This window comes from uncultured Clostridium sp., from assembly GCF_963515715.1.
In the GTDB taxonomy this organism is placed as follows: Bacteria; Bacillota; Clostridia; order Clostridiales; family Clostridiaceae; genus Clostridium_AW.
In genome coordinates, this window is record NZ_CAUPZS010000013.1 from 85,050 (window position 1) to 99,736 (window position 14,687).

Here is a 14,687-nt window from a genome sequence, read left to right on the forward strand (position 1 = left end):
AAAGACATACGCACTCCACATGTCTATTCTATATAAACATTTAATAAAAAACAATTCACAATTTACTCCAGATACAAGAATTTTATTATTACATCTATACTGTCTCCTCAACCTATCTCTAAATGGGCTTTATCCATTCTGTCAACTCAACCATACCGATTTTTTATAGTCGATATGCTTCCAAAAACATATAAATAATAGTTCCTTAAGCGCATCAATCACCAGTTTATGAACGGTGAAATAAATCCAACTTTCGGAATCCCTTATATTACAGGCTTTTCAACCCCGTTATTTTTCCACCTTTGTTATCAATACTACGCACTCAACATGTAATGTAATAGAAAGTAACTAATTAAGTCACTTCCTATTCTATAACTTCTATAAATTTATATATTATCAAAACACTTATATATATTGTTATTCAAAGTTTTAACTATCTGACTAACACTTACATTATCTAAATCATCAATCTTCTTTCTGTCTAATTGCTAATTAAGGTATTATGATTACAACAAAGACCGCAACTACAACGTGTATCACCAAATTTCAAGTCGTAAACTTCTGAAAGCTCTACATTAACTTTAATAACCTTTTCCGAGAAATCTGATTTTTCCTTTGGTACTTCTAAAAGATTATCTGCCTTAGCTTGTGTATTTATAATTGCACCAATTGGAACATATCTATTTGCAGCTATCCTAATTCCTCCTGTTACTATTGCTCCAGTATCAATATAGCAGTTGTCCTCTACTATAGCGTTAAACACAATTGAATTAAACCCAACAAATGTATTGTTTCCTACAATAGCTGGTCCATGAATTAATGCTCCATGAGTTATACTTACTTTATTCCCAATATATATTGAATACCCTATACCATTTACAAAGTATTTAGCATCTTCTAGCCCATGTAATATTACTCCATCTTGTATATTAGAATTATTACCTATATAAAATGGTGTTCCCTCATCTGCCCTTAGCACTACATTAGCACCTACAAATACATTCTTTTCTATTGTTACATCACCTATTACGCTTGAAAATGGTCCTATAAATGCACTTTCACTTATTTGAGGATATATACTTACAGGATTAAATGAAGTAATTGGATTTTCTCCAATAAAGTAAGCATATAAATTAGTTGGCCCTATTGGCTTATAATCTTTTTTTATACTATTATACATTATAATTTTCTCCTTAAATTAATATTATATTATATTAAACTTAATATTAATTTGTTAATCATTCTATAAATGTAAAAATCCACTATAACACTTTATTTTAGTTATGGTAGATTTTATGATAAACTGTTTTTTAAATTTTTGTCTATTATTCGTTTTTTAGATGAAACATTGATTCTAATTGTTCTATTATCTTTTTTTTAGATAATGTGGTTTTATTAACAACTTTTAGTTCTGCGGCATCATAAATAGTCCTTGCAAATAACATAATTTTAAAATAGATCTTTTCATTTCCAAAGGATAAGGGGCAGCTGTCTTTAAAGTAATCAATTAGTGCTGCAATCATCTTTTCACGTAACTTCGGCAATAAGCTCTGGTAAGTATAAGGGCAGTGTTCCTTTACAGGAAGAAGATATTCAAATATTGCATCAAGTAACGGCTCTACCAAAATATGTTCATGTTCTACAATGTGCACAGTATGAGTAGCTATCAATTCTATTGAACGATTGTGCAAGATTTCATCAAACAGTTGATATTTATCATCATAGTGTGCATAAAATGTTGCTCTATTTATATCTGCAAAATCAGTAATGTCTTTAATTGTTATTTTTTCTAATGTTTTTTTCGATAAAAGTTGAACAAATGCATCCTCAATAGAAGTCTTTGTAGCAGTTTGTCGCATATTTTGCACTTTCATTAAGTTTCCTCCTTATCACAACAATATTAACTTTTTGTTGATTGTTTTGTATGAATATACATGATAACATATGACTAAAACAACATATGTTGTGTTAATTATAATATATTATTAGGAGGTTGTATATGAAAACAATTTTAATACAAGGTGGAACCGATGGTATGGGGCGTTCACTTGCTGATTATTATTTGATAAAAGGATATAATGTAATCATTGTTGGGTATTCAAAAGAAAAAGGTAATAATTTTTTGCAATTTGCCAAAGATAAAGGTGCGATTTCACAGGCTACATTTATCAAAGCTGATCTTTCACTCATATCTGAAAACAAGCGTGTTATAGATGAAGTTAAAAAACTAGTAGATAAATTAGATATTATACTTTTCTTTGCTGCTAATCAGGGATTTCGTCCAAATGCAATAAGAACATCTGAAGGATTTGAACATACCTTCGCATTATATTACATGAGTCGTTTTGTTTTGAGTTATGGACTTACCCCTTTATTAGAAAAAGCAGATGAGCCAACAATCGTTAATGTCGCAGCACCTGGAATGAAGGGAGATGTACAATGGAATAATTTGCAATTTTCCGATTCATTTGAAAGCTTCAAAGCTATGCAACACGGAAGTCGTTTGAATGATTTATGGGCAGTGAAATATTCAAAAGAACATCCATCAATCCGAACTATTCTTTATAACCCTTGGCTCGTAAGTACAACAGGTTCCGCTGTTTCTCAAAAGAATAAATTTATGCAGTTCTTGATGTCAATTATGTACAAATTTATTGGAAAAACCCCAGAAGAAGCAGCTCAACAAATACGTCAAGTAATTGAACAACCGTATTCAAGCGGATTATATGCATTTATAAAAGAAAAACCTGTGGATCTATCAATGAATACATTTAATTCTAAAAATTCTGAAATGCTATATGCAGAAACACAAAAATTACTAGGTATACCGTCTACTTTATAAATTAGAAAACTAATAGGGGTATCACTCCTTGATACCCTTTTAATAGTTTGATTTCAAAAGTATTTTCATATTTTATAAAATCATCTTCCGAAAAAAGTTCAACACTTACAAGGTTTTAAATACTATGTCATAATCTACTATTATGATTGGTTCTCTCTTGATGATAAAAAAACTTGAATTAAAAGCATATTCCAAAATGCAATAGTCCTGCTATGCATTAAAAATATCTGTTGTCATAAAAAATTCCTCCAATCTTTTTTCTCTTTATAGTATGCTTATTATTTGCATATCACCTATTTTAATTTTCCCTAATAAAATCTTTAATTAATATAAAAAAAATACTATACTTAAGTAAGTAGCCAAATATTCACTTTGGCTTAAAGAAAGTTGCTCATTGGAATGAATATGATAATGAGTTTCCTTATAATTAATTACCTACAAATAGAAAATACTTGATTGAGGAGTTTATATATGAGAAAAAAAGATATACTTGAGTTAAAAAAACGTTTAAAGAAAGATCATTGTACCTTCACTAAGATGTGTGGCTGCTATGTTAATGGAGAAAAACATATTATTTTAAAATTTAGAGAAACCTTTCTAAGTTTAGATGAGGATGAATACTTCAAATACTTAGAAATTGCCAAAAAGGTAATGTCTGGAACCATGGGCAATAATATTTTAGAACTTAACTTTCCAACTAATGAAGATCTTATAAATGAAAGTCAAATTTCTCTTATGCAGCTTAAAAACAGTCAATTAAAGGATGATGCCCTTCTTCATAATTTTTATGAATTGATTATAGATAACTATGATTACACCGGTAACTTTTTAATACTTATTTTTCATGATGCTTATGATGTTATTACTAAAACCACTGATAATGCAAAGATAGATGAATCTGAAGAAGTATATGAATATCTGTTATGTGCAATATGTCCTGTTTCGCTTTCAGAGCCTGGTCTTAGATACTTTGAAGAAGAAAACAAAATAAAAGCACGTATTAGAGATTGGGTAGTTGATGCCCCAATTAATGGTTTTGTCTTTCCTGCTTTTATTGATCGTAGTTCAGATGTTAACTCTATTATGTATTACACAAAAAATGCAAAAGATACACATCCTGAATTAATGGAAAATGTTTTAGGTTGTTATTCAAAACAGACTGCTACTATACAAAAAGAAACCTTCCAATCAATTATTAAAGATTCTTTTAGTACTGATGAAAAGAAGGCTGATAAAGTTTTTATGGAAATACAAGAAAACCTAAATACTATGATAGATGAACACAATGCTATATATGATGATATAGATTGTGAACCTATAAGCTTAACAAAGAAGGATATACAAAACCTTTTAGTAGATAGTGGAGTTCCTGAAGAAATTACTACAAAAATTGAAAAATCCTATGTAGAAAACTTTGGTGATGATCTTCCTTTAGCGGAAAATTTAATTGACCCAAAGGCTCTTAAAGCAAATGCTCAAAGAAAAAAGGAAGAACGTCTTCAGAAACAAGTAGAAATACTTCAAACTAAACTTGAGCAAGTTAAACAAGAGGTTTCTGTAGATAATGAAACTCTCATTTCTACAGAAGTTAATGATGATAATGGGGTTTTAGAAGAAGCTTCAGAAACTGATTTAGAAGAAACTTCAGAAATTAATTTAGAGAAAGTTCAAGATATAAATTCAGAAGATAATAAGGTTACTCCTAACTATGACGTTATACTTCAAGTAAAACCTGAAAAAATACCTCAAATAAAATCTCAAATAATTGATGGCCAAAAATGCATAGTTATTCCTATTAATGAGAATGAACAAACTACAGTTAATGGCTTAGATGATTTGATTTAAATTCAAGTAGGGGTATCATTCCTTGATACCCCTAAAAATTTATATTTCAACTAAATTTGATCTTTCCTCTTGCATTAACAATTACTAAGCATATACGAAATAACTTCAAAAGAAATCAACGACCTATTATTGTAGATATCCATTAAACCACCTGGTTTGATGGCAAATATACCGTGTTGAAGCATAGCTGCTCCAAAGCCCCTCTCTATTGCGCCATTATAAGTTGCTAGTACACAATACTCCGCTGCATTGCCGCACAGTACAACAAAGTCAACATTTTTTTCTTTTAATATTTCTTCTAAATCTGTCTCCCAAAAGCTATTACTAAACACCTTTAAAACTTCTATATCACTATCCTGGGTAACTAAATCCTCTACATTCTGAAAAGTACCATCATTACCGCCTTCAATATCTCTAATAACTATCACAGGTTTACCAGACTTTCTAAATAATGCTGCTGTCTCGTTTATATATTCAAAGGTATTCTGATATTCTTTTTCTTCTTTCCTATGACCTAAAAAAGCCTCTTGCACGTCAATTATTAATAATGCAATATTCATTTTACATTGCCTCCCTAATTTTATTTTAAATTTGGGCATAAAAATACCCGGATGAAATAAAAACTTCTCCCGGGTAGTCATTATAAAAACATTACATTACTGATTCTCTAATAAGCCATGCCGGGAGCCATGCTTAATTTTGTTATTATATTTAGATTCATCATAATACATCACTCCCTTCGAATAATTTATACCATAATTATACATCTAAATATATATCCAGTCAAGCTTCTGTATATACTTTATTTATAAGTTTCAAATTACTCTCACCTAAAAAACTTAATAGATACCCCAGTACATATCACAGCAAGTATACTTACAACTAAAAAAGGTATTTCATCTCACCAAGAATAGTTGACTTTTTCAATTATACTTATTCTTTAAAAATACTTTAATAATATAAATGCTAATAACACTGTTATCAGACCAGATACTACTCCAAATAAAATCTTTGCTAATATAGGGCTTTTAGTTTTTATCCTTATTACAAACTTTACCACTTTCCATATAAGCTAATATCTCTTTATAAGTTTGTATGTTCTTATCCTTTTTAATTTTCTCAACCTTAAATGCAGACCATAACATAACTCCGCTAAAAATAACCATAGCTATAAACCCATATGGTGGAATTCTTTTTGCAAAATGTATACTTAGAAGCATAAGAACAAATCCTATTAACATACCATTAGCATATTTACTCATTTCATTTCTATCTAGTTGGCTTTTCATGTTAACTACATCTCCTTTCACTAATTCATCTAAAGAGATTTTAAAATACTCACTAATCAGCACTAAACTTTGTAAATCTGGATAGCTTTTATTATTCTCCCAATTTGAAATAGTTTGTCTAGAAACATGTACTATTTCAGCTAACTCCTCTTGAGATATATTAAATTCTTTTCTATAGTTTTTAAGCTGATTACTAATATTCATAAAATCTCCTTTCCATAAATTAATCATAGGATTATTAATACTAAATTTCTATCTAATGTCTTTTACATCTTACGTATATTGAATGATAAATATGTTTTACGTCATAAAATCCATATATTTTTTAATGTAAAATCCTTTTTACACCTTAACATTTCAGTAGTTAATCTAATTTTCTCACCTATTTTTATTTTGTAAAAATAATCTTAAATAATATGTTATTTATTATAGCACATTTTGCAAATTAACTAATATCTCTTTTATTCTAATATAATACTTTCGCTAACAAAAATAACCTTGGACAAGTTGTATTAACGCCCAAGGCTATAAACCTCATTTACTTATGATACGGTTCTCCGTATCACTTACAAGTGAGGTTTTTTACTAATATTTTTTATTAAAAATACTTCTATAAAAAATTACTATGATGCAAAATATAACAACAGCACTTAAACAAATCTTTTCCCATCCATATAATTCATATATTTTATTTATTATAGGTAATATACTTATTACGCCTATTATAGGTGCAACGATATTAATTATAAACAAATTTTTGTTTAACCTATTTACATTTTTCTCTTTATTATTATTTGAAATAAAACTTTCTATTTGTATTGTATATTCATATTGATTCTGAACTTGTGCTATTAAACGTTCTATTATGTAACTTCTATCAATTTTTTTAATCATAATTTTTTTATTATTTCCCACTATTAAGTTTCCATGTTTATTAACAAGTGTTCTAAAATCTTTTACAACATCTTTACTTGTATTACTACACACAATCTCATAATTTATAATCTTATCTTCATCTATACTCCTATTCAGCTTTGTTTTAATATTATCTCTATCTCTCATAATAAAGTAATTAATACACTCTATATTACTAACTTTTATTAGATTTTCATTAAATTCATTCCTTTTATTTTTTATAAATACAAGTGCATCAGTAATAAGTTCTTGCATTTCACTACTTAAATTTATGCTCTGAACAATAACTTCATACAAAATTGAAAAATCTTTATTAAGCTCAATACATTCCTCATCTAAAGCTGCTGCTACTTCATCATTTACTTTTTCTGATTTATCTGATAAATTTTGTTCTATGTCTAAATATTTTCTATTTAATATATTTATATTTTCAACATACTTATCCATTTTACTATTATTCTCTTTACATTTTTCCTTGCTATCTATTGTAGCAAATCCATCAAATATATCTTTTACAGAATTTATAAGGTAATAATCTTTTCTTAAACCTTGGTGGACTTTCCAGAAATCTTTAAATACATCTATCTTTTCATAATTTTCATGAATAATCTCCATGACTTTATCCCCCCCCCGAAATATACTATCTAAATTATATAGCAATAACTTAGCTTTTACTATTTTTATAATATATATTTATATACTTCATTGATACAATTTACTTCCCTATGGTATAATTTATGACAATATATTATATTTTAACAAATATTATTAAAATCACATCAATACTAATTTTTAGAAAGGATAATACGGTGTAATAGAATGAACACTTCTAAATATAACTATTTACAAGGTGACATCAGAATGATAAAAATCAGCTTAGAAAATGCAGAAAAGCTTTTAAAAACATTTAATAACAAATGGATTTATATTAAATTCATCTCTGATACTTGGGAAGGTGAAGAGAGCAATCAATCAGTTATTTATAGTAAATTTAAAATTGGTCACATTAATATAGATAGTAACTCTATCTTAATTTATGGAACAGAAGATGACGATAGATTAGTTATTAGTAAGGATATTCTTGTGCAATCCGAGTGTACTCATGGAAGAAATGAGCTTAGATTTATTCAAAAATCTAGTAATACTATGTATGATATTTATATTAAAGAATATTTACCAACAGCCAATTTAAGATTTGATGAAATCACTCACTCAAATAAAAATCTAATTATTACTGAAGGAAAAACTGATTGGAAACATCTGAAAAATGCCCTATCTGATTTTAAGATGAGAGATGAATATCAAAGCTTAGATTTTGAGTTCTTTGAATACGAAGATGATGTTCAAATGGGAAATAGTACTTTATTAAATATATGCAAATATCAATCACTTTTTAAAAATGAATATTTAAAAGTATTTATATTTGACTCAGATGAGCCAAATATAAATAATGAGCATAAAGATAGTATTTTTAAATATTATGGAAATAATGTTTATTCTTTGATATTACCTGTTCCATTTCATAGAAAAACTACTCCTTTAATTAGTACAGAGAATTATTATACAGATGATGAAATAAAAACCTTAGACATTAACGGAAGAAGGTTATTCTTAGCAAATGAATTTGACAAAGAAACATGTAAACATCTAACAATTAACAATGTCTATGGCTTAGATGTTAACAAAAATATAGCTGATAATCATATTTTAGATAATAAAGTATATAAAGTTGAAGGTACAGAAATTATATTTAAAAAGGATATTTTCAATTATTGTAATAAGCAAAATATTGCATTAACTAAAAATGCTTTTGCTGAAAATATATTAAGTAAAACTAAGCCATTTGATAAAATATCTGTAGATACTTTTAGGCTAGTTTTCGATATACTTACAAAAATACAAAAAGATAGCCTCAATAACATTGATTTAATGGAAATAAGTAAAAATGTATATTTAGAAGAATATGACGAAAAAAAGATACTACACATTTATGCTGTTCTAAAAAATGAATACGCACTTGAGTTTAGAAATCATAATCTTTTAAAGTGTGTACCAACTGTGTCTGATGACCAATCTACATTATTTTTAGAATTTGAGGTAAAAACTTTTTCATTTAAACTTCCAATATTAATAAGTGAAAATTTAATTGAATTTTTAATTTCTAAATCTGAAAATTTTAGCAATAGGATAGAATTACATATTTTCAATGAGAATAATGAAATAGTATCTAACAAAGAATTATTTCAGGGAGAAAATACTAGCAGTGTAGCAATGACAATCATATTAAAACAGTTATTCAGATAAATCACACAAATTAAACTTATATTTGAGATACTTTTAATTGGGAAGCATATAGATTTGAACTTGTACAACTCTATGTGCGTTCCCCTTCTAAAAAACTCGTTCACTTATGATATGGATAATCTTAAATAGCTTTAAACTAATGTTATTTATTATAGTTCTCATGATATCAGTTATTTAGATTGCATTATCCAATTTTAGTAAAAACCTCATTTATTTATGGTACGGTTCTCCGTAACCATTCCAAATGAGGTTTTTCCAGTTTATTCTTCTGTATATATTCTACATAATTATGGTGTAATTCTAAAGTACAATTTAATAGCTAAAAGTGGGCTACTGGTATCACTTACCTCTTTTATGAAGGCAAGTGATACTTAATGAGTAATGACGTTTTAGTGTTACTATTTACTGGTTTATTATGGTAATTTTTTCTATTTTAATGAATCTAAATGGATTTACTCAATTGGAATATAAATATCAGTAAAACTCTTATCTTTAGAGTTCATAGGTGGTTCTGTTACATAAAGTTCAAATGGTACAGCATCACGCGCTTGGTACTCACCTTTAAATAGCCATCCTTGATACATTTCTTCCCATGCTTTTCCATACTCATTACGTGAAATATTGAAGCTTCCTATCCCAAATCTACCAGTTATTTTTGATACACATATTTCACCTTCTTCAATTATGTCTATATCATTAGGCACTGTCATTGCGACACTTGTTCTTAAGTTTTTTTCATCTGTTATGAACGGATTATCATTATACATAGTTAGTACTTTTGTGAATTCGGGGTTAATCAAATTATTCTTTGTCGCAAAAGCAAATAGCTGCTTAAACATTCGACGACTATTTCGTCTAAACTCTATGTAACTCCCTCTAAATCTTATATAAATAATCTTCATTTCTATATCTTTAATTGTTATATTAGGTTCATTCATATTCTTCACACTCCTTGAATTTAGTCTATCATGGTGAACTTACTCCATGATTGTATTTTCTTGCTATTTCTAAATTCTTTAGGTGTACATTTAAAATGCTTTTTAAATGCACGACAATATGAACTTGTATCACAATAGCCATATCTATAAGCTATCTCTGTAATAGTTATATTAGAATTTACTTTTAGAAATATAGCTGACCTCTCCATTTTTATTCGAGTAATAAACTGACTTAATGTCTCTGATGTCATCTCTTTAAATATTCTATGAAAATGAAATTCAGATAAGCATACATGGTCGCTCAGCTCTTTTAATGAAATTCGTCTATCTAAATTATTTTCAATATAATCTTCTACTTTGCTTAATAATCGTTTATAACTATCCATACAGTTACCCCTTAAATTTCTATTTATCTATTGCTTAAATTTATTATAACATAATTTGTAAATATAACCTTACTTATGATACGGTATTTTTAGATAAAAAAATAGCCTTAACCAAGTAATTTCAATGGTTAAGGCCAAAAATCTCATTTACTTGTGATACGGTTCACCGTACATACTGCAACGGCGGTTTTCTAAAGGCGATAAATTTCAACCATCTATACAAATAGGGTTTTATGTCTTCCACTAAACATAAATTATATAGATAAAAAGCTTTATTACTAAATAATAAAAGTAAATTCATTTAAGCAAAATAATCCTTTATTTTATTGATATAAAGATTTGTCATTTTAGTCTTAAGTAATTTGAGTTTAATCTAATTATAAAACTTGACTCTTCTTCCTCATGTTCACTTAGTACAGTTAAATCAAAGGAGAATCCATATAATTGATCAAAAATAGTGCTTATCTTATCCAAATCAATTAAAAGTCTACTAGAAAAATCTTTGTATATTAGCAATAAATCTATATCATTTGGAGTTCTTTTCTCATTGATTATTGATCCAAATAAATACACATTTTCAAATGACTCAAACAATTCTATATGATATATAATTTTCTGAATGACACTATCTTTAGTGTTTAATGCTATTAATGTATCCATAAAATTTACCCATTGTTAGTAACGTAACCTTCATTTCTTTTGCTAGTTCGTATGCTTCTGCTGAAATACAACTCTCACCATTCCAATTATGCAAGTTTAAAACCACACATTTTTCCTCTGGAGATAGTTGTAGTAATTTAACTTTACTTAAGCAATACTCATAAATAAAAACTATCTTTACACCATTTACTGTAATTTCTTTTAGATTGTTTATATTCAAAAAATTAAAATTTAACCCTCTTGACTTTATAGCTTTTAGAGCATAATTTAAGCTTTCAAATCGAACATTCACTTTCCTAAAACAATTGTTATCATAATACATTTGTCTTAACCTAGGGGTATCGTTAAGATAAATTTTTTCAGAAGTCCTGTCTTTTCTAACCTGTATATATGGATTATCGACACCTAAAACAATAGATTCAAATTCTCCCTTATTCTGCAATACTGCTATTAAACTCTCAATAGACTCTACAGATGGTATAAAGTCTTCCTTTAAAGGTTCTATTCCAAACAAAGAGTTAATCTTAGCCGGAAATAATACATGTCTTATTTTTTCTTTACTTAATCGAGTAGCTTCGAACTCATCAATATGAAGCATAAACTTTTGTACTATTGCTAAATTTGAGTAGCTTTCATCAGAATGATTTTGAATCAACTTAGCATTATGTTTTAAAATACTTCTTAGTATTCTATTGTTTGAAAGAATCTTTCCCTCAGAAATATCCCATAATTCCCTTTTAGTCTCTAAATAATAGTTTTCAAAAATTGCTTGATTATGTAATAACAATGGAACTACTTCATTTTTTAAATTCTCAAATGTATCATACTCTTTACTAAAAAAACGCTCAAATTCATCCTTACGTATTTGTTTCCATGTTTTAACATCCTCTACACTGAATGCACCGTTTTTATCAAAGTTTGTATGACAATTTGGACATAAAATAATTAAATTTTCATACGAGTTGTCTTTAGTATCACAATACGGAATTATATGTGCCTTTTCCATTATGTCGCCGCTTTCTTTGAACAATTCTACTTTACATTCTGGATTCATACATCTCCCCATAGATTCAGCATATATCCTTCTTTCAACGTTAGTATCTATATTTCTGCCCATCCCTTTCATCTCCTTTAAAATCATCACTTTAGTCTCTCTTACTATGACTGTATTAAAAAGTCACGTTACTCTAACTAACTAAGCGTTCTATACTTAATAATTTCTGTAAGCTTTAAAATATTAACTAATATATAATTTAGGATTTGCATATCTACTATTATAAACACATGCATTAAAACCTCATTTACTTGTGATACGGTTCACCATTAATTATCCTAAACTCTATTTAATATTTAAATACTTTTCCTTCTCACATTAACTACATTATAAACATAACCTGTCTAACTTATAAATGATAGATATTTAAATTACCCCTTTGATGATATACTATTCTCTTGAAAATTAACATCAACATGTTCTAATTCTCTAATATATCTTTGAAAAAATATTACTGATATTATAAATATTACCGCACCTACGAAAAAACTTGAAATATTATGCTGAATACCTAAACCAGCTATTGTATTATTTAACATATTTAAACAATTAAGAAGTATGATTAAAAATCTTATCCTCTGCTTTTCCATATTCTTTAGCAAATATGAAAGGCAAATAAACTATAGACATGCAGATTAGGTTTAATAGCACTATTTTTCCATTTAGAGTAACACTAACTTCCTTACTGTCGTTAAGAATAAAACCAAAAATATGCTAATATTTTTATAATGCTCCGCAGTAATTTCTATATTTTCATACTTAATATTTCTCCAGGTAATCCGTCTATTTCACATACTTTATATGAAATAAATCCATTATTAATTAAAATTTTTCTGGAAGGAATATTGTTAGGATCTATAATAGCAGTAATTTTAATTAATTGTTTTTCTTCTTTTGCTTTTTCAATTAGAAGTTTAGCAACTTCACTGCCAATACCTTTGCCCCAGTAATTAGGCAATAGCATATATCCTAATTCTGCTTCTATAGAACTTTTTTCTTTAACTTTCAGCAAAGCAGAACCAATAAATTTGTTAGTTGTAAATTCCATTACTTTAAAATTACCAAATGACTTATGTAATTCGTTGTTACTCAAAAGCATATTATAATTTTTTATTGCTTCATCCAGAGGAATTGCCCTTTCTGTAATCATAGCCATTACTTTTTCATTGCCAACTAATTCATAATATTTATCAAAATCCGCAGGTGTAAATTTTTCTAAATATACTCTTTTCTCCATTAAATTCATTATCCCCCTTACAATAATTTTTTTATAGATGCGGGTAAAACCTGTCTATAGGCCTCTTTAATATACTATTTTGACTTATCTAATGGTAACTATATCACATTTACATGATATGGATTTATCCATAAGTGCATTATCTATAACTCTTTTAAGCCCTATTTGTTTTTCTCTATTTTTCTCTTCAAGTCTTTCTCTCCTATAAATTTCCCTTCTGCATTTGCAAGCCCTTGGATATAGTCTAGAGCCAAAATATAAATCTACCACTATGCCTATGGGTTCTTTGCAAACTTCACAAGTTTCAATTTTATCACTATATACTAAACCCAAGTCCCTCACCCTCTACTTCTTCAAAATCCCTCTCTTGGTTATTTTGATTTAAGTATCCCTCAAATTTATTCCCAAACAAAGTTTCTGGTCTTAAGTATTTTTCCATATCAGTACTCGACCACTCTTTCACCTTGTTGTCTATTACTTTATAAAAATCCTCCACAGTGAAACCTTCCTTCACTCTCCCTCTTATGAGCTGCTGTGTTTTTTTACTGTTTACTCTGTATTTCTTATCAGCTTTTTCATTCAAGTAGTTTACAACTGAAGTATATATATTATTAATATCTTTAGTAGATGGGTCTTTTAGTAGATTAATCTTTTGTTCAGGATTTATTTCCGTAAGGGTTATGGATTTATCTCCACAAGGTTCAGTATTTAATTCCGAAGGGTCGGTTTTAAAATCCGATATCAGCTGTATAAAATTGGAGCCAATACCATAGTAAGAATATACTCCATTCTCCCTTATAGTTTCATGTCTAAGAATGTCTGTTTTTGTCATTCTCTTAAGTCTTCTATATATGCTATCTTTCTTCAAACTTAATATAGGTAAATCTTCTATTATGCTATCATATCTAACCCAATGATAAGTCTCACCACTTATTTCCTCTTCATCCATACGTCCGCTATCTTTAAAATCAACAAAATACCTTAATATCAGTGCATCTATCATGTCTAAGCCAAACCTTACTAACTCACTTTGCTTAAAGCCCAGTATTGTATACTTCACAAAAACTCCTCCCTTTTAGTAATCAAATTTTATTTAGTTTTGCTTGAGTCCATCTTTTAACAATTCTTAAAATTTTAAGCTTTTATCCGATGACTCCCATCTGTAATACTCCCATCTTCTACAAGTGAGAGATATTAGAACTCTTGAGCTTCAGCGA

16 protein-coding genes are annotated in these 14,687 nt (G+C 28.0%); 3 read left to right on the plus strand and 13 right to left on the minus strand.

What is annotated here, in order from left to right:
- Nucleotides 1-481 precede the first annotated feature (481 nt).
- Together RYO54_RS10795 and RYO54_RS10800 are read right to left on the minus strand one after the other, a co-directional pair.
- Nucleotides 482-1,180, minus strand: a complete 699-nt coding sequence (locus tag RYO54_RS10795) for a DapH/DapD/GlmU-related protein (protein ID WP_315118480.1) — start codon at nt 1,178-1,180, stop codon at nt 482-484.
- Between the two features lie 145 nt (nt 1,181-1,325).
- Nucleotides 1,326-1,859 carry a TetR family transcriptional regulator gene (locus RYO54_RS10800; RefSeq protein ID WP_315118515.1) on the minus strand — a complete coding sequence of 178 codons (534 nt, stop codon included), beginning with the start codon at nt 1,857-1,859 and terminating at the stop codon, nt 1,326-1,328.
- A gap of 140 nt (nt 1,860-1,999) precedes the next feature.
- Between RYO54_RS10800 and RYO54_RS10805 the strand changes: the two genes are divergently transcribed.
- Together RYO54_RS10805 and RYO54_RS10810 are read left to right on the plus strand one after the other, a co-directional pair.
- Nucleotides 2,000-2,842, plus strand: coding sequence for an SDR family NAD(P)-dependent oxidoreductase (locus RYO54_RS10805; RefSeq protein ID WP_315118482.1), 843 nt, complete (start codon nt 2,000-2,002; stop codon nt 2,840-2,842).
- A gap of 471 nt (nt 2,843-3,313) precedes the next feature.
- A complete protein-coding gene (locus RYO54_RS10810; RefSeq protein WP_315118483.1) occupies nt 3,314-4,687 on the plus strand; it encodes a DUF4317 domain-containing protein in 1,374 nt (457 codons plus the stop codon).
- Nucleotides 4,688-4,761: 74 nt separating this feature from the next.
- Here RYO54_RS10810 and RYO54_RS10815 read toward each other — a convergent pair whose 3' ends face one another.
- The 3 genes from RYO54_RS10815 to RYO54_RS10825 form a co-directional block, all read right to left on the minus strand.
- Complete coding sequence (locus RYO54_RS10815; protein WP_315118485.1) at nt 4,762-5,247, minus strand: isochorismatase family protein; 486 nt, start codon at nt 5,245-5,247, stop codon at nt 4,762-4,764.
- 468 nt (nt 5,248-5,715) lie between these two features.
- The gene (locus tag RYO54_RS10820) at nt 5,716-6,180 is read right to left on the minus strand and encodes a helix-turn-helix domain-containing protein (RefSeq protein WP_315118487.1); all 465 of its coding nucleotides are present in this window, start codon (nt 6,178-6,180) and stop codon (nt 5,716-5,718) included.
- A gap of 381 nt (nt 6,181-6,561) precedes the next feature.
- Nucleotides 6,562-7,506 carry a hypothetical protein gene (locus tag RYO54_RS10825; RefSeq protein ID WP_315118489.1) on the minus strand — a complete coding sequence of 315 codons (945 nt, stop codon included), beginning with the start codon at nt 7,504-7,506 and terminating at the stop codon, nt 6,562-6,564.
- 204 nt (nt 7,507-7,710) lie between these two features.
- Between RYO54_RS10825 and RYO54_RS10830 the strand changes: the two genes are divergently transcribed.
- Nucleotides 7,711-9,195 (plus strand): hypothetical protein, encoded by a 1,485-nt coding sequence (locus RYO54_RS10830; RefSeq protein WP_315118492.1) that lies wholly within the window; start codon nt 7,711-7,713, stop codon nt 9,193-9,195.
- A 452-nt stretch (nt 9,196-9,647) separates the two neighbouring features.
- On the opposite strand, the gene RYO54_RS10835 is transcribed toward RYO54_RS10830, so the two are convergent.
- From RYO54_RS10835 to RYO54_RS10870, 8 genes are all read right to left on the minus strand, one after another.
- Complete coding sequence (locus RYO54_RS10835) at nt 9,648-10,133, minus strand: GyrI-like domain-containing protein (protein ID WP_003492939.1); 486 nt, start codon at nt 10,131-10,133, stop codon at nt 9,648-9,650.
- A 20-nt stretch (nt 10,134-10,153) separates the two neighbouring features.
- Complete coding sequence (locus tag RYO54_RS10840) at nt 10,154-10,519, minus strand: helix-turn-helix transcriptional regulator (RefSeq protein WP_163256418.1); 366 nt, start codon at nt 10,517-10,519, stop codon at nt 10,154-10,156.
- Nucleotides 10,520-10,861: 342 nt separating this feature from the next.
- Nucleotides 10,862-11,179 carry a nucleotidyltransferase domain-containing protein gene (locus RYO54_RS10845; protein WP_207720487.1) on the minus strand — a complete coding sequence of 106 codons (318 nt, stop codon included), beginning with the start codon at nt 11,177-11,179 and terminating at the stop codon, nt 10,862-10,864.
- Nucleotides 11,151-12,296 carry an HNH endonuclease signature motif containing protein gene (locus RYO54_RS10850; protein ID WP_315118504.1) on the minus strand — a complete coding sequence of 382 codons (1,146 nt, stop codon included), beginning with the start codon at nt 12,294-12,296 and terminating at the stop codon, nt 11,151-11,153. Before RYO54_RS10850 ends, RYO54_RS10845 begins: the two co-directional genes overlap by 29 nt.
- Before the next feature lie 308 nt (nt 12,297-12,604).
- The gene (locus RYO54_RS10855) at nt 12,605-12,772 is read right to left on the minus strand and encodes a hypothetical protein (protein WP_315118506.1); all 168 of its coding nucleotides are present in this window, start codon (nt 12,770-12,772) and stop codon (nt 12,605-12,607) included.
- A gap of 206 nt (nt 12,773-12,978) precedes the next feature.
- Nucleotides 12,979-13,470: a GNAT family N-acetyltransferase gene (locus tag RYO54_RS10860; RefSeq protein ID WP_315118507.1), complete on the minus strand. Its 492-nt coding sequence runs from the start codon at nt 13,468-13,470 to the stop codon at nt 12,979-12,981.
- Nucleotides 13,471-13,554: 84 nt separating this feature from the next.
- Nucleotides 13,555-13,803 (minus strand): hypothetical protein, encoded by a 249-nt coding sequence (locus RYO54_RS10865; RefSeq protein ID WP_315118508.1) that lies wholly within the window; start codon nt 13,801-13,803, stop codon nt 13,555-13,557.
- On the minus strand, nt 13,787-14,530 hold the full coding sequence (locus RYO54_RS10870; protein ID WP_315118510.1) for a conserved phage C-terminal domain-containing protein: 744 nt from the start codon (nt 14,528-14,530) through the stop codon (nt 13,787-13,789). The genes RYO54_RS10865 and RYO54_RS10870 overlap by 17 nt, the downstream gene beginning before the upstream one ends.
- Between the last annotated feature and the right edge of the window lie 157 nt (nt 14,531-14,687).